At 46.3% G+C, this 19,839-nt stretch carries 20 protein-coding genes and 2 pseudogenes; 10 read left to right on the top strand and 12 right to left on the bottom strand.

Translation table 11 applies throughout. The annotated features are described in order from the left end of the window. Positions 1-81 precede the first annotated feature (81 nt). From serS to ABY436_RS04755, 6 genes and pseudogenes are all read right to left on the bottom strand, one after another. On the bottom strand, positions 82-1,356 hold the full coding sequence (gene serS / locus ABY436_RS04780) for a serine--tRNA ligase (protein WP_372737877.1): 1,275 nt from the start codon (positions 1,354-1,356) through the stop codon (positions 82-84). 20 nt (positions 1,357-1,376) lie between these two features. Next, positions 1,377-1,748 carry a fluoride efflux transporter CrcB gene (gene crcB / locus ABY436_RS04775; protein ID WP_372737876.1) on the bottom strand — a complete coding sequence of 124 codons (372 nt, stop codon included), beginning with the start codon at positions 1,746-1,748 and terminating at the stop codon, positions 1,377-1,379. 3 nt (positions 1,749-1,751) lie between these two features. Then, positions 1,752-3,101, bottom strand: a complete 1,350-nt coding sequence (locus tag ABY436_RS04770; RefSeq protein ID WP_372737875.1) for a replication-associated recombination protein A — start codon at positions 3,099-3,101, stop codon at positions 1,752-1,754. Further along, positions 3,101-3,736 carry an outer membrane lipoprotein chaperone LolA gene (gene lolA, locus ABY436_RS04765; RefSeq protein WP_372737874.1) on the bottom strand — a complete coding sequence of 212 codons (636 nt, stop codon included), beginning with the start codon at positions 3,734-3,736 and terminating at the stop codon, positions 3,101-3,103. The genes ABY436_RS04770 and lolA overlap by 1 nt, the downstream gene beginning before the upstream one ends. 16 nt (positions 3,737-3,752) lie before the next feature. Continuing rightward, positions 3,753-5,243 (bottom strand): annotated as a pseudogene (locus tag ABY436_RS04760) (DNA translocase FtsK); the annotation flags it as partial. Positions 5,244-5,852: 609 nt separating this feature from the next. Continuing rightward, positions 5,853-6,416, bottom strand: a pseudogene (locus ABY436_RS04755) (DNA translocase FtsK 4TM domain-containing protein); the annotation flags it as partial. 257 nt (positions 6,417-6,673) lie between these two features. Between ABY436_RS04755 and ABY436_RS04750 the strand changes: the two are divergent. The 5 genes from ABY436_RS04750 to infA all read left to right on the top strand — a co-directional run bounded on the left by ABY436_RS04750 (position 6,674) and on the right by infA (position 10,380). Beyond that, positions 6,674-7,519, top strand: coding sequence for a CZB domain-containing protein (locus ABY436_RS04750; protein ID WP_372737873.1), 846 nt, complete (start codon positions 6,674-6,676; stop codon positions 7,517-7,519). Positions 7,520-7,578: 59 nt separating this feature from the next. Next, positions 7,579-8,535 carry a thioredoxin-disulfide reductase gene (trxB, locus tag ABY436_RS04745; RefSeq protein WP_372737872.1) on the top strand — a complete coding sequence of 319 codons (957 nt, stop codon included), beginning with the start codon at positions 7,579-7,581 and terminating at the stop codon, positions 8,533-8,535. Between the two features lie 91 nt (positions 8,536-8,626). After that, complete coding sequence (gene aat, locus ABY436_RS04740) at positions 8,627-9,343, top strand: leucyl/phenylalanyl-tRNA--protein transferase (protein ID WP_372737871.1); 717 nt, start codon at positions 8,627-8,629, stop codon at positions 9,341-9,343. Then, positions 9,340-10,053, top strand: coding sequence for an arginyltransferase (locus ABY436_RS04735; RefSeq protein WP_372737870.1), 714 nt, complete (start codon positions 9,340-9,342; stop codon positions 10,051-10,053). Before aat ends, ABY436_RS04735 begins: the two co-directional genes overlap by 4 nt. A 108-nt stretch (positions 10,054-10,161) precedes the next feature. Then, on the top strand, positions 10,162-10,380 hold the full coding sequence (gene infA, locus ABY436_RS04730; protein WP_028468938.1) for a translation initiation factor IF-1: 219 nt from the start codon (positions 10,162-10,164) through the stop codon (positions 10,378-10,380). Positions 10,381-10,493: 113 nt separating this feature from the next. On the opposite strand, the gene clpA is transcribed toward infA, so the two are convergent. Both clpA and clpS read right to left on the bottom strand, forming a co-directional pair. After that, complete coding sequence (clpA, locus tag ABY436_RS04725) at positions 10,494-12,749, bottom strand: ATP-dependent Clp protease ATP-binding subunit ClpA (protein WP_372737869.1); 2,256 nt, start codon at positions 12,747-12,749, stop codon at positions 10,494-10,496. A gap of 13 nt (positions 12,750-12,762) precedes the next feature. Next, entirely contained in the window at positions 12,763-13,107 is a 345-nt protein-coding gene (gene clpS / locus ABY436_RS04720; RefSeq protein ID WP_090728705.1) for an ATP-dependent Clp protease adapter ClpS, read from the bottom strand. Between the two features lie 245 nt (positions 13,108-13,352). On the opposite strand from clpS, the gene ABY436_RS04715 reads away from it, so the two are divergent. After that, positions 13,353-13,574 carry a cold shock domain-containing protein gene (locus ABY436_RS04715; RefSeq protein ID WP_372737868.1) on the top strand — a complete coding sequence of 74 codons (222 nt, stop codon included), beginning with the start codon at positions 13,353-13,355 and terminating at the stop codon, positions 13,572-13,574. 47 nt (positions 13,575-13,621) lie between these two features. Here the strand turns inward: ABY436_RS04715 and icd are convergent, their stop codons facing one another. After that, on the bottom strand, positions 13,622-14,878 hold the full coding sequence (gene icd / locus ABY436_RS04710) for an NADP-dependent isocitrate dehydrogenase (RefSeq protein ID WP_372737867.1): 1,257 nt from the start codon (positions 14,876-14,878) through the stop codon (positions 13,622-13,624). 122 nt (positions 14,879-15,000) lie between these two features. Between icd and ABY436_RS04705 the strand changes: the two genes are divergently transcribed. Then, complete coding sequence (locus ABY436_RS04705; RefSeq protein ID WP_372737866.1) at positions 15,001-15,669, top strand: pseudouridine synthase; 669 nt, start codon at positions 15,001-15,003, stop codon at positions 15,667-15,669. Between the two features lie 20 nt (positions 15,670-15,689). Here the strand turns inward: ABY436_RS04705 and ABY436_RS04700 are convergent, their stop codons facing one another. Together ABY436_RS04700 and ABY436_RS04695 are read right to left on the bottom strand one after the other, a co-directional pair. After that, positions 15,690-16,622 (bottom strand): AEC family transporter, encoded by a 933-nt coding sequence (locus ABY436_RS04700; RefSeq protein ID WP_372737865.1) that lies wholly within the window; start codon positions 16,620-16,622, stop codon positions 15,690-15,692. A 4-nt stretch (positions 16,623-16,626) separates the two neighbouring features. Then, positions 16,627-17,187, bottom strand: coding sequence for a TIGR00730 family Rossman fold protein (locus ABY436_RS04695; protein WP_372737864.1), 561 nt, complete (start codon positions 17,185-17,187; stop codon positions 16,627-16,629). Between the two features lie 96 nt (positions 17,188-17,283). On the opposite strand from ABY436_RS04695, the gene ABY436_RS04690 reads away from it, so the two are divergent. Beyond that, positions 17,284-17,766, top strand: a complete 483-nt coding sequence (locus ABY436_RS04690; RefSeq protein WP_372737863.1) for a CreA family protein — start codon at positions 17,284-17,286, stop codon at positions 17,764-17,766. Between the two features lie 24 nt (positions 17,767-17,790). Here ABY436_RS04690 and ABY436_RS04685 read toward each other — a convergent pair whose 3' ends face one another. Next, complete coding sequence (locus ABY436_RS04685) at positions 17,791-18,678, bottom strand: LysR family transcriptional regulator (protein WP_372737862.1); 888 nt, start codon at positions 18,676-18,678, stop codon at positions 17,791-17,793. Positions 18,679-18,823: 145 nt separating this feature from the next. On the opposite strand from ABY436_RS04685, the gene ABY436_RS04680 reads away from it, so the two are divergent. After that, the gene (locus ABY436_RS04680; RefSeq protein ID WP_372737861.1) at positions 18,824-19,522 is read left to right on the top strand and encodes a CoA transferase subunit A; all 699 of its coding nucleotides are present in this window, start codon (positions 18,824-18,826) and stop codon (positions 19,520-19,522) included. 12 nt (positions 19,523-19,534) lie between these two features. Further along, on the top strand, positions 19,535-19,839 hold a 305-nt coding region (locus tag ABY436_RS04675), incomplete at its 3' end, for a CoA-transferase (protein WP_372737860.1).

Raw genomic sequence — 19,839 nt, 5'->3', positions numbered from 1 at the left:
ATAAGAATGAAGGGAAGCAGGAGGTTGGCTGACCCAATGGATCAGCCAAAGTAAACTTCTTACAACTGTGTTACAACTATTTTACAATTCTGTAACGCCGCCCATATAAGGCTGAAGCGCTTCAGGTACCATGATACGCCCATCGGCAGCCTGATAGTTTTCCAGCACAGCAACCAGCGTACGTCCGATCGCTAAACCAGAGCCATTCAGTGTATGTAACAACTCAGGCTTACCCGTTTCAGGGTTTCTCCAGCGGGCTTTCAAACGTCGTGCCTGAAAATCAGTCATATTCGAAACCGAGGAGATCTCACGGAATTTGTCCTGCCCGGGTAACCAGACTTCCAGATCATATGTTTTAGCCGCACCAAAGCCCAAATCACCGCCACAAAGTGCGACAACACGATAGGGTAAATTTAGTTTTTGCAGAATGACTTCTGCATGGCCGGTCATCATTTCCAGCGTTGCCCATGAGGTCGACGGCTCGACAATCTGCACCATTTCAACTTTTTCAAACTGGTGCTGACGAATCATACCGCGGGTATCTTTCCCGGATGCGCCCGCTTCTGAACGAAAACACGGTGTATGCGCCGTGAATTTAAGCGGTAGCTGCTCAGCGTCAACAATCTCATCACGTACAATATTGGTTACCGGCACTTCAGCGGTAGGGATCAGGTAATACTGACGATCACCAAACGGAACTTTAAACAGATCTTCGCCAAACTTTGGCAACTGCCCTGTTCCTTTCAGGCTGTCTTCATTAACCATATAAGGCACATAAGCTTCTGTATAACCGTGTTCTTCTGTCTGAACGTCCAGCATAAACTGAATCAGGGCCCGATGCATACGCGCCATTTTACCTGTCATCATGGCAAAACGTGAGCCGGTAATCTTAGCAGCCGTTTCAAAATCCAGACCACCATTTTGCTCGCCTAAAGCGACATGATCCAAAGGCTCAAAATCAAATTCCCGTGGCGTACCCCAACGGCGCACTTCCACATTATCATCTTCGCTTTCGCCTGCGGGAACAGAAGCATCGGGAAGATTGGGAACACCTAACAGGATATCATCCAGATCAGAGGCTATTTCATTTAGCTTTTGTTTTGCATCATTCAGCTGATCACCCAAATTCTGGACTTCTGCCAAAAGCGGCTGAATATCCTCACCCGAGGCTTTGGCTTTTCCGATCTGTTTTGAACGGGTATTTCGCTCATTTTGTAGATTTTCACTCAGAATCTGCGCCTCACGACGCAACGCTTCCAGCTCATTAAAACGAGCAACAGGAAAAACATACTTTTTCTTGGCAAGCTGTGCAGCGACAGCTTCAGGGTTCTCGCGAACAATTTTTATGTCTAACATGAGTTTTTAAACAACCTTATTTAAAACAGGCGGGTGATCCAGATCCCCGCTGACAAAGCAGCGATGCACATCAAAACGCTTAATAATACATAAATTAATGCGGACATTATATGTCCTTCCTGCAGCAACGCCACCGTCTCCAGAGAGAAAGAGGAGAAAGTTGTGAAGGCACCCAGAAATCCAACCATCAATAGTGGCCGCAATTCCGGCGAGAGACGTGCTTTTTCCATAATAAGTACAAATAAAACCCCCATCAGCAGCGAACCTAAAATATTGCATGTCAGGGTACCGACAGGAAGTCTATCCGCTTTATCATTGAGTATTCCCGCTAGCCAATAACGACTCGCTGCCCCCAATGCACCTCCTGTGGCGACCGCCAGGATAGTTTGCATACCTTACTCTTTATTCTGATAACGTTTAATTGGGCTTTGCTCATCCAACATTTTAAGCTGTTGAAGTTTAGCACTTATTTTCTGTTCAAGACCACGCTCACTGGGATGATAATAGTGTCTCGACGTGATCTCTTCAGGCATATACTTTTCGCCTGCCGCATAGGCATTCGGTTCATCATGTGCGTAGCGGTACTCTTCACCATAACCCAGATCTTTCATTAGCGACGTCGGTGCATTACGAAGGTGAACCGGTACCGCATAATCAGGATCGCTTCGAATATCGGCACGGCATTGATTAAACGCACTATAAACCGCGTTACTTTTAGGCGCGCTGGCACAATAGATGGCTGCCTGAGCAATGGCACGCTCACCTTCAGCAGGACCTACTCTCTCAAAGGCATCCCAGGCAGATAACGCAACCTGCATCGCACGTGGATCAGCGTTACCGATATCTTCCGAAGCAATGGCTACCAGTCTGCGCGCGATATAGAGAGGATCACAACCGCCTTCGAGCATGCGACAATACCAGTACAATGCACCATCAGGAGATGAGCCTCGTACAGACTTATGGAATGCTGAAATCATATCGTAAAATATATCTCCCTGCTTATCGTAGCGACGCCCGCTACTTTGCAAGACCTCTTTCAACGCTTCAGCAGGGACTCTCTCTACACCCTCCTCTGATACGGCCAGATCAACTGCTATTTCTAACAGGTTCAGTGCTCTACGTGCATCGCCATCAGCAGCCCGCGCCAGCTGTTCTAACGTACCTTCATCAAACACCAGCGGTTTATTAGCAAAACCTCTTTCAGAATCATGTAACGCCTGATGTATCACCTGTAGCGACTCTTCATCACTTAAATTACGTAACAGATATACACGTGCGCGCGAGAGCAAAGCATTATTCAATTCAAATGATGGATTTTCAGTGGTCGCACCAATAAACAAAAATGTGCCATCTTCAATATAAGGAAGAAAAGCATCCTGCTGTGACTTATTAAAGCGATGGACTTCATCAACGAATAAAATCACCTTGCACTGGCGGGACAAAGCCACATGCTTCGCTTCTTCGACCGCTGCACGGATCTCTTTCACGCCGGACAGAACAGCAGATAAGCTCATGAAGTGTGCATCACAGGTGTGAGCTATAATCTTCGCCAATGTCGTTTTGCCAACTCCCGGAGGCCCCCATAAGATCATGGAGTGCAAGGCCCCCTGTTCTATCGCCTGGCGTAAAGGTTTACCTGGCGCCAACAGATGAGACTGGCCTACATATTCGCTCAGACACCTGGGCCGCATCCTGGCAGCCAGAGGCTGATAGACAGGTTTAACATCATCAAACAGATCGCTCATCAGCGCTCATTACTCACGATGACATCCGTTCCGTTAGGGGGGGTAAATTTAAACAGAGAAGCATCCATAGGCTCATTAATGACAGAGTCTTTCAATAAAATCGTGGTCTGCTGCCCTAACACATCCTGTAACATAAGCTCAGACATAACCCCTTGTGTAAAAAACAGTCGGATACGCTGAAAACTGCTTTGCGTATCCTTGGGTAACAGTTCAAAAAGCTGCCGGCTCTCTTCATTGATCGGCAGATAAATTTCAAACTGTTCTGCTAATTCAGCAACATCACCATTGAGTATCAATGCTGCACCGTTAGTTTGTTTGGGATCTGCAGGTTTGCGTGTCGCCTGTTCCAGATCAGGATCATAAATCCAGACATACTCACCGTCACTGACGATAAGTTGAGGAAACGGGGTGGCCGTTTCCCAGCGGAACAAACCCGGGCGGGAAATTTTCATCGACCCTTTTAACACTTCAGCAGTAGCACCCTGATCTTTACGAGTGACCTGCTCAAAATCAGCACTAAAGCGGTCGTAGCCTTTAAGCACTTTTTTTAAAGACTCCGTTGGTGTTTCAGCCTGAGCCAGTAGCGGTACAAGAGCTAAACAAGCAATTGCACAGTATTTACCAATTTTTATCATCTTCACTCCCTTAATATCAGCCTCTGACCGGAGGCGGTGCCAATACTTCACGTAAACCATTAGAACCGGCTTCAGTTACCACACCTGCGGCCTCCATTGTTTCAATCATTCTGGCGGCGCGGTTATAGCCGATCTTCATCTTTCTTTGCACACTGGAGATGGAAGCCTTACGTGTCTCGGTGACAAAAGCAACGGCTTCATCGTAAAGAGGATCCTGTTCTTCATCGAACAAACCACCTGACGACCCACCCGCATCACTACCTGATTCATTTAAGACAGCATCAATATAGACAGGTTCGCCTATCAATTTCCAGGCTTCGACGACCCGATGCACTTCATCATCCCCGACAAAGGCACCATGAACACGATTTGGCACGCTGGTTCCTGCAGGCAGATACAGCATGTCACCGTTACCCAGGAGGTTTTCTGCACCGGACTGATCCAGAATCGTACGAGAATCGATCTTGGATGAAACCTGGAAGGCAATCCTGGTCGGCACGTTGGCCTTGATCAAACCGGTAATAACATCTACCGATGGTCTTTGAGTTGCCAGTATCAGATGGATACCTGCCGCACGGGCTTTCTGTGCAATTCGTGCAATCAGCTCCTCTACTTTCTTGCCAACAATCATCATCATGTCGGCAAACTCATCAATGATGACAACAATATAAGGTAAAGTTTCCAATGCGGGCGCAGGCGTGCCGAATGGCTCGCCATGTTCCTCCGCATTCCACAGAGGGTCCAGCAAAGGTTTTCCCTGCTGCTGCGCTGCTTTTACCTTGTCGTTGAAACCTCCAAGATTACGCACGCCCATTTTCGCCATTAACCGATAACGTCGTTCCATCTCACCAACACACCAGCGCAAACCACCTGCCGCTTCTTTCATATCGGTAATAACAGGTGTTAACAAATGCGGAATACCTTCGTAAATGGAAAGCTCCAGCATTTTAGGGTCAACCATCATCAAACGCACCTCTTCGGGTGTCGCTTTAAACAGCAGACTCAGAATCATTGCATTCACACCCACAGACTTACCAGAACCGGTAGTTCCTGCCACCAACAGATGCGGCATTTTACCCAGGTTAGCGACCACCGGATTTCCGGCGATATCATTACCAAGCGCCAGGGTTAATCGCGACGAGGCTTCCAGATAAGGTTTAGAGTTAAGTACTTCGCTGAGGCGTACCATCTGGCGACTGGCATTCGGTATTTCGATACCTACAACAGATTTTCCCGGAATAACCTCAACGACACGTACACTGGAGATAGCCAGCGAGCGTGCCAGATCTTTTGCCAGGTTAGTGATTTTACTGACTTTGACACCTGCCGCTGGCTGAATCTCAAAACGAGTAATAACTGGCCCGGGATTCACTTCAACAACTTCGGCGATAACACCAAAATCTTTCAGTTTGCTTTCCAGCAAACGCGACATATCTTCGAGCTCTTCTTCTGAATACCCATGATCAGTTTGTAACTCAGGCGGATCTAACAGATCGAGTGATGGAATTTTACGTAACGAGCGTACCGGACGACGCTCTTTATTCGATGAGTTTGCATCATGATCATCGTTCTGAATAGGTTGATGAGCTTCAGCCAGCGGTACAATTTTCAACTCTTTTTTAGGCAAACCGGAAGCGCTTGCAGCAACAGCCGGACCTGGCTGATGTTGTGACACTGTCCGTAACGGCACAACGTTATCAAGTGCATCGTCATCCTGCCAGGAGGGCTCAGCTCTTGCACCGGATTCCTTAACGCTTTGGTGAGCGCTGGCAACCTCGCTCACTAAAGGCGGTTTATCAGCGTTCTGCTGATTCACCGTTGCAGGCTGCCCTTTAAGCGACTTCAGCGCAGGTCCGAATGAGGCATCAGCCGCATCGCCAGCGGCTCCAATTGAGGCGCTGAAAGCAGGTTCCAAACGCGCTCGCATGCGTTCTTTTAAGGATGCTCTTACGCTCTCGTGATTTTCAGCGTGGTTATTCTTGTGATCATTCAGGCCACTTGATTTATCGGCGTTTTGCTTAGCAGAATTACTCTCCTTGGCTAAACCATCCTCATTATGTGCAAACAAAGCAGAAAGGTAACGATAGGCATTTAATACGCCTCCCCCTATGCGATTTTGAATAGCATCCCAGGAAAGCTCCATATAAAAGGTGCAACCAATCCCGGCAGCCGTAATAAGAAGTACCGTACTGCCGAGCAAGCTAAACCAGGAAACCATCCAATCCGACAGCGCCTGACCAACAATACCGCCGCTGGTAAAAGGGAAACCTAACGACTGATTAGACAGATGAATTGAAGCCAGCCCGCATAACGATGCCATCAATAGTAAGATGCCTGACGCTCGCAACATAACGAAAGGCAGGCCATCCAATAAAGATACCTCCCTTCTCAGCATAAAACGAAGCGCAGGTCCGATGATGATAAAGGGCAGAAACCAGGCGGTCACACCCAGAAAGGAAAACAGCAAATCTGTTATCCATGCACCAAAAATCCCCGTCCAATTACGCACGCCAGCATGATAGCCAAGATGCGACCAACCAGGGTCTTTTGGGTGATAACCGAGCATACCTAATAACATATAGGCACAGCTCATAATAATCAGAAACAAAACGCAGACTTTAAGTACACGCGCTAGCAGCTCAGAAAAAGCATGAGGGCTTGTAGGGAGCTTATTTTTCACTCACATTCCTTTTAATCTTAAGTACTTACTACGAAAATAAAAATCATAATTAAGAGTCACACATTGTAGCGCGACTTGATGAGAATCGAAGATTACGACATAGTGATCTTCAAAAAATTCAATTATAACGAACTACCGCCGCACTAATAACCGTCTATAGTTATATTCAGGGTTAACTCTGTAGTCATAATCAGAGCTGACTCTATAGTTATATTCAGCAGCCAAACCATCCACGAAAGACTCTCTGGGGTTAAAACATGGGTTTATCCAATCTATTTCAAAACAACTCACGTGTACTGACCTTTACAATAGCCGGCAGCCATTTTGGCATAGATGCCTGCAATATCCTCTCTTTTTCAGATGAATATAAACAGATTCAAGCGATCACAAATGAGCAATTCCCAAGCTTTCTTGGCTACCTGGATTACAGAGACACGCTGGTTAATGTGTATGATAGTGCGACATTACTGAATAGAAAGCGAAACCGGGATTATAAAAGCCAGTTAATTGCAGAAATTGATACCTATAAAAAGTCTCACACAGACTGGGTAAGCGCACTTGAGCAAGCCATCGTCACAACAGAGCGCTTTACCCTGCCTCGCGACCCTGATCAATGCACCTTCGGTAAATGGTTCGGTAGCTTTAAAACTGAGGACACCGATATATTAGCGCTAATGAGCAAGCTTGACGAACCTCATCGACTCATTCACCAGTTAGCAGACAACCTGATAGGACTTAGTGACAAAGGACAAGGAGAACGCGCCATACGCTTGCTGTCTATCGAAAAAGGTACGACGCTTAAAAAGCTTCTGCGAACACTTGAGCAGATACAGGAGATACTCAAACGAGATATACACCCGGTTATCATTCATCTGACAAAAGATGGAACAACCCCCTGTTTCTCATTGGTACTGGACGAAGTCGATGACATTATTGACTATAAAGCAGAAAATCTTGATACACAGATAACAGACACACTCCGACATGAACCACTCAAAGGTTATCTTCGCCACACTTCAGGAAAAAATTATATGATGCTGTGTATCGACAAATTATCGGAGCAGATCGTAAAAATAACTCCCCTTGAGGATTGTATTTCTTGAGCACTCCCCCCATCATCTTTTTATAAAACACAGACACGTTTAGTTTAAGGCAAGTATTCATGAGCGAAACACAGCACCACAAACTTCTTATTCTTGGTTCCGGACCTGCCGGATACACAGCGGCCATCTATGCAGCCCGCGCTAACCTCAATCCTGTTGTGATTACCGGCATGGAGGCTGGCGGCCAATTAACCACCACCACTGATGTTGATAACTGGCCGGGCGATGTTGAAGGCGTTCAGGGGCCTGAGCTGATGCAGAGGATGCAACAGCATGCTGAACGCTTTGATACAAAAGTTATTTTCGACCACATTCACACTGTCGATGTACAACATCGCCCATTCACGCTAACCGGCGACATGGGCGTGTACACCTGTGATGCGCTGATTATCTGCACAGGTGCATCAGCACAGTATCTGGGCCTTGAATCAGAGGAAGCCTTCAAAGGCAAAGGCGTTAGTGCCTGTGCCACATGCGACGGTTTCTTTTACCGCGGCCAGAAAGTAGCGGTTATCGGCGGGGGTAATACCGCAGTGGAAGAAGCGCTTTACCTGTCTAACATTGCAGCAGAAGTTACGCTGGTGCATCGTCGTGACTCGCTTCGCTCTGAAAAGATTCTTCAGGACAAGCTATTTGAGCGGGCTAAAAATGGCAATATCAACATTATCTGGAATCACCAGCTCGACGAAGTGCTCGGCGACAACTCCGGTGTAACCGGCTTGCGATTAAACAGCACTGACGGTAGCTCTACCCAGAATCTGGATGTGTCGGGCGTCTTTATTGCCATCGGACACACACCTAACACGAGCATTTTCGAAGGCCAGCTAGAGATGAAAAATGGCTATCTGAGAATCCAGTCCGGACTTGACGGAAAAGCCACCCAAACCAGCGTTGAAGGTGTTTTTGCAGCAGGCGATGTATGTGATCACGTCTACCGCCAGGCTGTCACCTCTGCCGGTTTTGGCTGCATGGCCGCTCTGGATGCTGAACGCTATTTAGATGATCTGGAAAAATAGTAAAAGCCGTTAACTGCCACAGACCAAAGGCGCTATAACTTATGAGCTATGCCTTATTAAGCACGCCTTTGGTCTTTTCTGAATACTCCTGATGATTCCCTGGCTGCACCCCACTCTCCTGGCCTTCCCTGACACCGCGACAGCATTGGATGAGCCTGATGGCCTTTTAGCCGCTGGCGGCGACCTCTCAACCCAGCGCTTATTAGAAGCTTACCGTCACGGAATTTTCCCGTGGTTTAGTGACGATGATCCTATCTTGTGGTGGAGCCCAAATCCACGCTGCGTACTTCTTCCTGATCAGGTTCATATATCACGCAGCATGCGCAAACATATCAATAAAGGCGATTACAGGGTTACATTCGATACCGCCTTTAACGAGGTAATACGCGCGTGCGCCAGCACCCGCGAAGCGACCACAGGCACCTGGATTTCAGTGGATATGCAAAAAGCCTATTGCGAACTCCACCAGCAGGGCCATGCCCATTCAGTTGAAGTCTGGGAAAACCAACAACTGATTGGCGGTTTATACGGCCTGGGTATTGGAAAGCTGTTTTTTGGTGAGTCGATGTTCAGCCGGCAGAAAAACGCTTCTAAAATTGCATTTATAGCGCTCTGCCAACAACTGGAAAAATGGGGCTACCCGCTGATTGATTGCCAGGTGCATAACAGCCATTTGGAAAGCCTGGGGGCCAGAAATATTCCCCGCAATGAATTTATAGATTACATTAGGCACTATATAGATTCAAAAACATCACATGACTGGCGCTTCGATAGTGAAAAAGTCATATTGAACAGTGAAAGCGGATGACTGAGTTAAAAGATTTACATTTTTTTGCTACGCCCGAACATAACTGTAGCTATATTCAAGGCTACAAAGCTAAGACTTTGTTCGTCGATCCGCATTCAAGTATCTCGGTCAACGCATTCAGCCAACTCTCCAACCTGGGATTCAGGCGTAGCGGAAAACATATTTACCGGCCGCACTGTGACAACTGCCAAGCCTGCATTTCAGTCAGAGTTCCTGTTAACCTGTTTAAACCCAATAAAACGCAGCGTCGGATTTTTAATAAAAACAAAGACCTTGTCGTTAAAAGAACGACACCTCACTACACTGACGAATACTTCCAACTTTACTCTGATTATATTTCGCAGCGCCATGCTGACGGTGATATGCACCCGCCGAATAAAGAACAATTCATCAATTTTTTAATCGAGGGAGATCAACCCTGTGATTTTCTCGAATTTTATCTGGATGAAAAACTAATCGCGGTGGCCGTTACTGATCAGTTAGTACAAGGTTTATCTGCTACCTATACATTTTACGACCCTGATCCTGTTTTTAACCAGCGAAGCTTGGGCACATATGCCATCCTCTGGCAGATAGAAGAGTGTCGCCGACTCAATCTTGAATACCTTTATATGGGCTACTGGGTACAATCCTGTCGTAAAATGAAGTACAAAATCGCCTATCGTCCGCTAGAATTTCTGATCGACGGACAATGGATTCTCATAAGATAGTAATTAAACGGCTAATACTCTTTGATATCCTTAGATAAATCAGGCAAAATACTGCGCTCTGATAATAGGACATTGTTCGAAATCAGCCTTTTCACAGGTAGGTAATGAATGGCTAAAGAAGATAGCATTGAAATGGAAGGTACCGTGGTTGACACGCTGCCAAACACCATGTTCCGCGTAGAGCTCGAGAATGGTCATGTAGTTACCGCTCATATCTCTGGCAAAATGCGCAAAAACTATATCCGTATTTTAACGGGTGACAAAGTAAAAGTTGAACTAACACCATACGATTTGACCAAAGGCCGCATCGTATATCGTGCCCGTTAGTACAATCGATCTGGCTTAACATTCTTTGGTTTAACACCAAAAGAAGTTAAATACCAGATCCTGAAAGTTCCCCAGTGGCAGCCTTAGGCTGCCACTGTTACATTCAGCGCTATTTAGGCTGCCACTGTTACATTCAGCGCTATTTCATTCTGATCATTCACCGATACCTGAACCTCCCCACCCTCTTCAGCTAACTCACCAAACAGAATCATTTCAGCCAGTGGTTTTTTCAATTTTTCCTGAATCAGACGCTTCATAGGGCGTGCGCCCATTTTTTCATCATAGCCATGCTCAGCAAGCCATGTTCGCGCATCATCATTGACGTGCAACACGACACGCTTATCGTCCAACTGTGCCTGCAACTCTGTCAGGAACTTATCGACAACACCAATAATGATATTTGGCGGCAATGATTTAAACTGAATAACCGCATCCAGACGATTACGAAACTCAGGAGAGAACAGACGCTTAATCGCCTCCATACCGTCCGTTGAGTGATCCTGATGTGAAAAACCGATAGAAGGACGACTCATAACATCAGCGCCTGCATTGGTAGTCATTACCAGAATCACATTCCTGAAATCAGCTTTACGGCCATTGTTATCCGTTAACGTTCCGTTATCCATCACCTGCAAAAGAATATTAAAAACTTCAGGATGGGCTTTCTCGATCTCATCCAGCAACAACACGCAGTGAGGTGATTTATTAACCGCTTCTGTCAACAAGCCGCCCTGGTCATAACCAACGTATCCGGGAGGTGCCCCAATCAAACGAGACACTGTATGGCGCTCCATATACTCTGACATATCAAAACGGATCAGCTCGATACCCAGAATCCTTGCCAACTGCATAGTGACTTCTGTTTTACCAACACCCGTTGGGCCTGAGAACAAAAAGTTACCGACCGGTTTATGTGGGTCATTCAAACCTGCACGAGACAAGCGAATAGCCGATGACAATGAAGAGATCGCTTCTTCCTGACCCAGAACCACCATTTTCAAATTTGAGTCCAGCTTCTGGAGCTGCTCTTTATCTGATACAGAGACGGTTTTAGGCGGAATGCGGGCAATTTTTGCCACCACAGCTTCGACTTCATGCACTCCGATAATCGGGCTGCGATCAGCCTCTTTCAGCAGACGCTGATAAGCACCGGCTTCATCGATTACATCAATCGCTTTATCCGGCATATGCTTATCGTTGATATAACGATCTGCCAGCTCAGATGCCGCTCTTAACGCTTCATCTGTGTATTCAATCTCATGGTGCTGCTCAAATCTCTTGCGCAAGCCACACAAAATTTCGTAAGTTTCCTGAACATTAGGCTCAAGCACATCAACTTTCTGGAAACGTCGTGCCAGCGCGCGATCTTTCTCAAAAATACTGCGGAATTCCTGGAAAGTAGTCGACCCGATACAGCGCAAATCACCCGAACTCAGCAGTGGCTTGAGCAGATTAGAGGCATCCATAGAGCCGCCGGAAGCAGCGCCGGCACCAATAATGGTATGGATCTCATCTATAAACAGAATCGCATGATCTTTAACTTTCACTTCATTGAGTAACGCTTTTAGGCGCTTCTCAAAATCACCACGGTATTTTGTTCCAGCCAGCAGCGCTCCCAGGTCAAGTGAATAAACAACACTGCCGATCATTACATCCGGGATCTGGTCTTCAACAATAAGTTTTGCCAACCCCTCTGCAATAGCTGTTTTTCCGACACCTGCCTCACCGACCAGTAATGGATTATTTTTACGCCGACGAGACAGAATCTGGATAACGCGTTCAACCTCACTACTGCGCCCAATGAGCGGATCGATCCGCCCTTCTGCTGCTTCCTGATTCAGGTTAACGGCATATTTACTCAGCGCACTGGGTTCGTTACTTTTCGATGTGCCATCCGACTCCAGCACACCGTCTCCCTCATGATCGTCCTGACCAACACGAGAGATACCATGCGACAGGTAGTTGACGACATCGACACGTTCAACGCCTTGCTGCTGCAACACATAAACAGCATGGCTCTCTTGCTCACTAAAGATAGCCACAACGACATTAGCGCCTGTTACTTCGCTCTTGCCTGAAGACTGGACATGAAAGACAGCACGCTGCAACACACGCTGAAATCCTAAGGTAGGCTGGGTCTCCATCGCCGGTATATTGTCCGGTAATAACGGCGTCGTTTCTTCTATAAATACACTAAGCGCTGTGCGCAAAGCATCTACGTCAGCACCACACGCTGCCAGCACTCTGTGAGCATCCCTGTTATCAAGCAGAGCCAACAACAAGTGCTCAACCGTCATAAATTCATGACGACTGTCTCTGGCGCCTTTAAAGGCCGCACTTAATGTTTCTTCCAGTTCACGATTCAACATAGCTATGTCTCCGCTAAACAGCTTCCACTTCAGATAATAAAGGATGCTTATTATCTCTAGAGTATTGATTCACTTGTGCCGCTTTAGTTTCAGCGACATCACGAGAAAATACACCACAATCACCTTTACCTTGCGTATGTACAGCCAACATCACCTGTGTTGCCTGCTCCTGGGTCATACTAAAAAATATCATTAACACCTCAACAACGAACTCCATGGGAGTGTAATCATCATTTAACAACACCACACGATACATAGGAGGCTTTTTAAGTTTGGGTGAAGCCTCTTGTGTGGCAATACTTCCGTCATCAGAAAAAGGCTCATTTCCCTCTTCCCCTTCCGACGAAAGTCGGGTCATTTTTAACTCTCTTTCGGCCTGCATGAACAATCTCTATAAAAATTACGGGTAAACTTAAGAACAATTAGCGTCATCAGATCACAATGTTATACTCGATTCAAACAGGGGCAGTAAACACACTATCCATTGTCCCTGAGTCAACCAGTCACACCTTCTATATAAAACATTGTAGCAGGTGTGAGCTTTGCAGTTCAGGCTTACTCTCTGCATGTAAGCCAGTAAATTAGTTAAAATGGGAGTTTGTAATGCAGACAGGGAAAGTAAAGTGGTTCAATAATGCAAAAGGCTTTGGCTTCATTGTAGCGGATGAAAACCATACTGAAGACCTCTTTGCTCACTACTCAGCCATACAAGTCGAGGGTTACAAGAGCCTCAAAGCAGGACAGCCTGTCAGCTTTGATACTACACCCGGCCCAAAAGGCACGCATGCGGTTAATATCACCCCTCTGCCTCAAGCTGAGGCATAACCGGCACCACAAAAACCAGCTATCACTAGCTGGTTTTTTTTATTTTCCTACATCCCCTTAATAATCGCACTCCCAAACTCTGACGACGATAACAAAGTGGCTCCTTCCATCAAACGCTCAAAATCGTAAGTCACTGTTTTCGCGCTGATTGCGGCATTCATCCCTTTTAACACCAAATCAGCTGACTCAACCCAGCCCATATGCCGCAACATCATTTCAGCCGACAAAATCAATGAACCAGGGTTCACCTTATCCTGGCCTGCATACTTCGGCGCTGTGCCATGAGTGGCTTCAAAAATAGCAATACTGTCAGACAAATTTGCCCCCGGCGCTATTCCGATTCCTCCGACCTCAGCGGCCAGCGCATCGGAGAGATAATCACCATTCAGATTTAGCGTAGCAATAACATCGTACTCCGCCGGACGCAGGAGTATCTGTTGCAGCATCGCATCCGCTATCACATCCTTAACGATAATATCTTTACCTGTCACAGGGTGCTTAAACACCATCCATGGACCGCCATGCAACAGTTCAGCGCCAAATTCCTCAGCCGCCAACTCGTAACCCCAGTCTTTAAACGCACCTTCCGTGAACTTCATGATATTGCCTTTATGTACCAGCGTCATTGAGTCACGGTTATTATCAATGCAGTATTGTAAAGCTTTACGCACCAGCCGCTGCGTACCCTCTTTTGACACGGGCTTCACACCAATACCACAATTTTCTTCAAAGCGAATTTTAGTGACACCCATCTCTTCTGTGAGAAATTTAATCACTTTTTTAGCTTCATCAGAGCCCGCTTTCCATTCAATACCCGCATAGATATCTTCTGAGTTCTCTCTGAAAATAACCATATCGACATCTTCTGGCTGCTTAACAGGGCTGGGGACCCCTTTGAACCACATCACAGGTCGCTGACATACATACAGATCCAACTCTTGGCGCAATGCTACGTTCAGGGAACGAATCCCTCCGCCAACAGGTGTGGTCAGCGGTCCCTTAATGCCAACAACAAACTCCTTAAATGCTTGCAGTGTTTCATCCGGCATCCAGGTATCCTGGTCATACACCTGAGTTGCTTTCTCACCGGCATAAACTTCCATCCAGGAGATTTTACGCGTACCGCCATACGCTTTTTCAATCGCAGCATCAATTACACTGATCATGGGCGGTGTAACATCGACACCAATACCATCACCGGTAATAAATGGAATAATAGGGTTGTCAGGCACATTTAGTGAGAAATCGGCATTCACTGTGATCTTCTCGCCTTTTGCCGGAATCATAATATTGCTGTAACTCATCGCTCTACTCCAATCAAAACCATTAAATAGATTCGTAGAAATAAGCATCGACAGGCATAATTAACAAAACCTGCAGAACGAACATATTGCCATACCTTACTCATACTACAGAAATAGGATCCATGTCTAATATCTTAATCATTAACAAACCCTTCCAGGTACTTACACAATTCACCGACCAAGATGGCCGCAAAACACTGGCCGACTATATTCAAAAACCTGGATTCTATGCTGCAGGCAGGCTCGATTATGATTCAGAAGGCTTATTGATACTGACGGACGACGGTTCACTGCAGCACACACTGGCACACCCAAAGTTCAAAATGGAAAAGACCTACTGGGCTCAGGTAGAAGGCAAGGTAACCGAGGATGCTCTTGAACAGTTGCGCAATGGCGTTACCCTTAAAGATGGTAAAACACGCCCCGCAAAAGCTGCGTTAATTGCCGAGCCTGACATATGGCAGCGAAACCCGCCCATACGCGAGCGAAAGGAGATTCCGACCAGCTGGATTGAACTCAAAATAACCGAAGGAAAAAACCGCCAGGTACGACGCATGACAGCGGCCGTCGGCTTCCCGACATTGCGTCTGATTCGCTATGCAATAGGCAAATGGACGCTGGGCGCGTTGCAGCCCGGAGAGTACCGGGAAGAAGTTGTCGATATTCAACCCATCGCTAAAACAGCTAAGCGACAAAACTCTTCAGACGCTTCATCCACCAATTCATCAGCCACTGCCGCTAATACAAGAAGAAGAGCCACGCATTCTAAAACTAAACCCAGAAGTCGCTAAACACACCCTGATACAGCGTATCACTGCAACCCGCTCATCCATAAAGTAACACTCACCAGTGAAACAACCGTTGAGACCACAACAATTTGTGATGTTTCTTTTTCAAAAACATCGTATTTCAAAGCAACCACATGCGCTAACGCTCCGGTTGGAAGCGCCGTCAATAACACAGTCGTTACCATCCAGATAGGATCATTGATATCCAGCAACAAAAACGCGCTTAATGTCAGCGCCGGATGCAGACACAACTTTACAAATACCATCCAGCCGAGTTCTGCCAAATCAATGCTTGTTTTTGCAAACTGTAAACTCGCCCCAAGACAAAACAAAGCAACCGGTACGGCCGCTGGCGAGAGCATCATTAATAAGGTGTCGATCGCTTCAGGCATGTGAATCTGATTAGCTGAAACGAACAGCCCTGAGATTGTCGAGAGAAAAATCGGATTACGCAGTAGCGAGCGGTCCAAAATAGACAAAATGGGTTTTAATCCGATCTCCTTCTGGCGAATCGCTTCAATAAAAATCTGAGCACCCCCAATCAGAACTACATTCCCTACCAAAATAATACTCACCGTTGCCGCATACGCCTCCTCTCCAAAAATAGCAAAGGTCAGCGGAATACCCATGTAGGCATAATTTGAAAAGGTCCCGTTTAAGGCGCGTAGCACTCGCTGCTCGGCATGCCTGGCATTAAACACGCTGCGACTGACAACCAACACAACAATAGCGGTGAGTATCACGCCTATAAAAAAAGCAGCCAAGGCAGGAGCATTGATGAGATTGTCGATTGGCGCCTTACTGGCAGCATTAAACAGTAGTGCGGGAACGGCCAGATAATAAACAAACTGATTAAGACCCGGCAGCATTTTTACATCAAAGACACTTCGTTTTGCCAGATATCCCAGCGCGATCATTAAAAAAAGCGGCAATATTGACTGAAAACTCAACAACATACTGTTATTTCCACTTCTGCGCAGGCGCTTGATAATTGATTAAAAGCTCAAGCAGCTGTTCAGAGTCTGCACTCACCTGCATCATCTGTGCATATTCCGGGCGCATAAACTCCTGATGAACTACCGTATCTATGAAGCCTAATAACTGATCATAATAACCATTAATATTCAAGAAACCGCACGCCTTGTAATGATAACCAAGCTGCCCCCATGTCCAGATTTCAAAAATCTCTTCCAGCGTTCCTATTCCACCAGGCATCGCAATAAAAGCATCTGCCAGCTCTGCCATTTTTGCTTTTCGTTCATGCATGTCAGCAACAATAAATAGCTCAGTCACGCCGCTGTGCTGAATCTCTTTATCTGTTAGTGTAGCCGGCATAACACCATAAACCTTGCCACCCGCCTCAAGCACACTATCAGCAATCACACCCATCAAACCGGTCTTACCACCGCCATATACCAGTTCATGCCCTTCCTGTACTAACAACTGCCCCAACTGCCGGGCTTTTTCTGCAAATATTGGATTCACACCACGCCCAGACCCGCAAAAAACTGCTATTTTCATTCCTGATTCGCTTCTTTAATGTAACAATGGGATCAGCTTACCAAAATTTTCTATGCAGAGTAGGCACAGATTGTTGCCTATTTTCATGAGGTTACCATGCTAAAATCTTTTGCTGCTTTCACCCTCCTCACCAGCACTCTTATTTTAAGCGGATGTTCTGACAATGAAGTTGGCAACGTCAGCCTGGGTATATTCACCACAAAAGACATCAAACTTGTAATCGTCAAAGACCCTGAAGTGCCAGGAGTCAGTTGTCATATTGCACATGTCGAGGCCAATCTTGATTTTGCGGATCCTTCCGATATGTCAATTGCCTGCCGGCAAACCGGCCCGATCACCCTTGCTATGATCGCTGCTATCGATAAAAGCAAAGATGGCGAAGTGGTTTTTAAAACATCCAAAAGTATTCTTTTCAAAAGCCTGAAAGTCCGACGCATCTATGATGCGGAGAATAAAACGCTTATCTATGTCAGTTACTCAACCAAAGAGATAGAAGGAAGCCACAAGCACTCGATATCGACCGTGCCCTTGTGGGGCAATTCAGTGTGGAACGAGGTAGATCAATTAGCGACGCAATAACAGTAAGAAAACAATACGGGTGCTTTACTCAAAAGTTGTTAAGAGAACATCCACTAAGCCCTTCGCAGCAGCAGATAATGGATAACGCCGTCGGGTTATAATCCCTACCTGGCGACTAATCACCGGCGCTTCTAAAGGCCGGCACACAGCACCCAATTCAGTCATCTGCCCTAAACACAGCGAAGGCACCACACTCACACCCAAACCTGTAGCAACCATCCTACCGATGGTAGCCAATTGGTGTGTTTCGAACTGAGGTACAATTGTCATGCCTTGTTTTTCAAGCATTTGATCAACAAGTAGACGAATATTGGAAGGCCGCTGCAAAATAATAAAGTCATCTTGCAACAAAGATTCCCACTGAACTATAGTTTGACCCAGCAAGGCATGCTTTTGAGGAAGCACGGCAATAAACCGATCATCGAACAGCGAGTGAAACAATAGATCCTCAGTATCACCAGGATCAAAAGACACACCCACCTCTACTCGTCCATCGCGCACCATATCAACTACATCTTCGGCGATGACATCATGTACCGTCATATTAATATGAGGATATTTATCTCTGAAATTACGGATCGCCGTCGGCAATTGATTCGAAGCGAAAGATGGCATGCTAGCGATTGCTACCTTGCCACGAAACAGTGAAAAACGACTATGCATTTCATCACACGCTTCATCCAGATCTGCCAGCAAACGCTGAGCCCGGGGATAGAAAGCTTCACCTTCCGGCGTCAGCGACAAAGTTCTTGTCGTACGCGATAACAACGGACCTCCTAAGCCCTCTTCCAGATTTTTAATAGCCACACTTAATGCGGGCTGCGAAAGATGTACTAACGCACACGCCTCAGTAAAGCTACGCGTCTTAACAACGGCAACGAAAGCACGTAATTGCTTAATAGATATATTCATTTAATAAATTTATTAATTCTTCTATTAATTTCATTGGATAAATATAAAAGAGTATAAGACACTTAACAAACTATAAAACCGTCTCATTTCAGTTCTGCACGAGACGGGCCGAATAACAATAAGCTACAAGGCATGGAGATATTTAATGTCGGGTTTTGATAAAGTAGTACATAGCTACGAAGAAGCGATGGCTGGTCTTGAAGATGGTATGACAGTAATCGCCGGCGGTTTCGGTCTTTGCGGTATTCCTGAAAACCTTATTGCTCAAATGAAAAAAATGGGCACTAAAGATTTAACGATTGTTTCCAACAACTGCGGTGTTGACGGTTTTGGTCTCGGCATCTTGCTGGAAGATCGTCAGGTTAAAAAAATGGTCTCTTCATACGTCGGTGAAAATGCGCTGTTTATGGAGCAATTACTCGCCGGTGAACTGGAAGTAGAATTAACACCTCAAGGCACACTCGCTGAAAAAATGCGCGCCGGTGGTGCAGGTATCCCTGCATTCTTCACCGCGACGGGTTACGGCACACCGGTAGCAGAAGGCAAAGAAGTACGCGAATTCAATGGCCGCAACTACATAATGGAAGAGTCCGTAACCGGTGATTTCGCTATTGTTAAAGGCTGGAAAGCAGACAGATACGGCAACGTCATCTATCGTCACACAGCACAGAACTTCAACCCAATGGCAGCTACTGCAGGTAAAATCACAGTAGTAGAAGTGGAAGAGATAGTGGAGCCGGGCGAATTAGACCCTTCACATATCCACACGCCGGGAATCTATGTTGATCGCCTGATTCTGGGTACTTTTGAAAAACGTATCGAACAACGCACAGTCCGTAAGTAAGGGGTTATTAAGATGGCACTAACACGTGAACAAATCGCAATCCGTGTAGCCCGTGAACTGCAGGACGGCTACTACGTAAATTTAGGTATCGGCATCCCAACACTGGTCGCGAACTATGTTCCGGAAGGAATGGAAGTTATGCTGCAGTCAGAGAATGGACTGCTCGGTATGGGACCATTTCCGACTGAAGATCAAATCGACGCCGATATGATCAATGCCGGCAAACAAACAGTAACGGCCGCCACGGGCGCATCTATCTTCTCGTCCGCCGAATCATTTGCCATGATCCGTGGTGGTCATGTTGACCTTACTGTTTT

The organism is Neptunomonas sp., assembly GCF_041601355.1.
In the GTDB taxonomy this organism is placed as follows: Bacteria; Pseudomonadota; Gammaproteobacteria; order Pseudomonadales; family Balneatricaceae; genus Neptunomonas.
The sequence above is the reverse complement of the archived record's forward strand: the minus strand, read 5'-3'. Positions and strand labels throughout refer to the sequence as shown.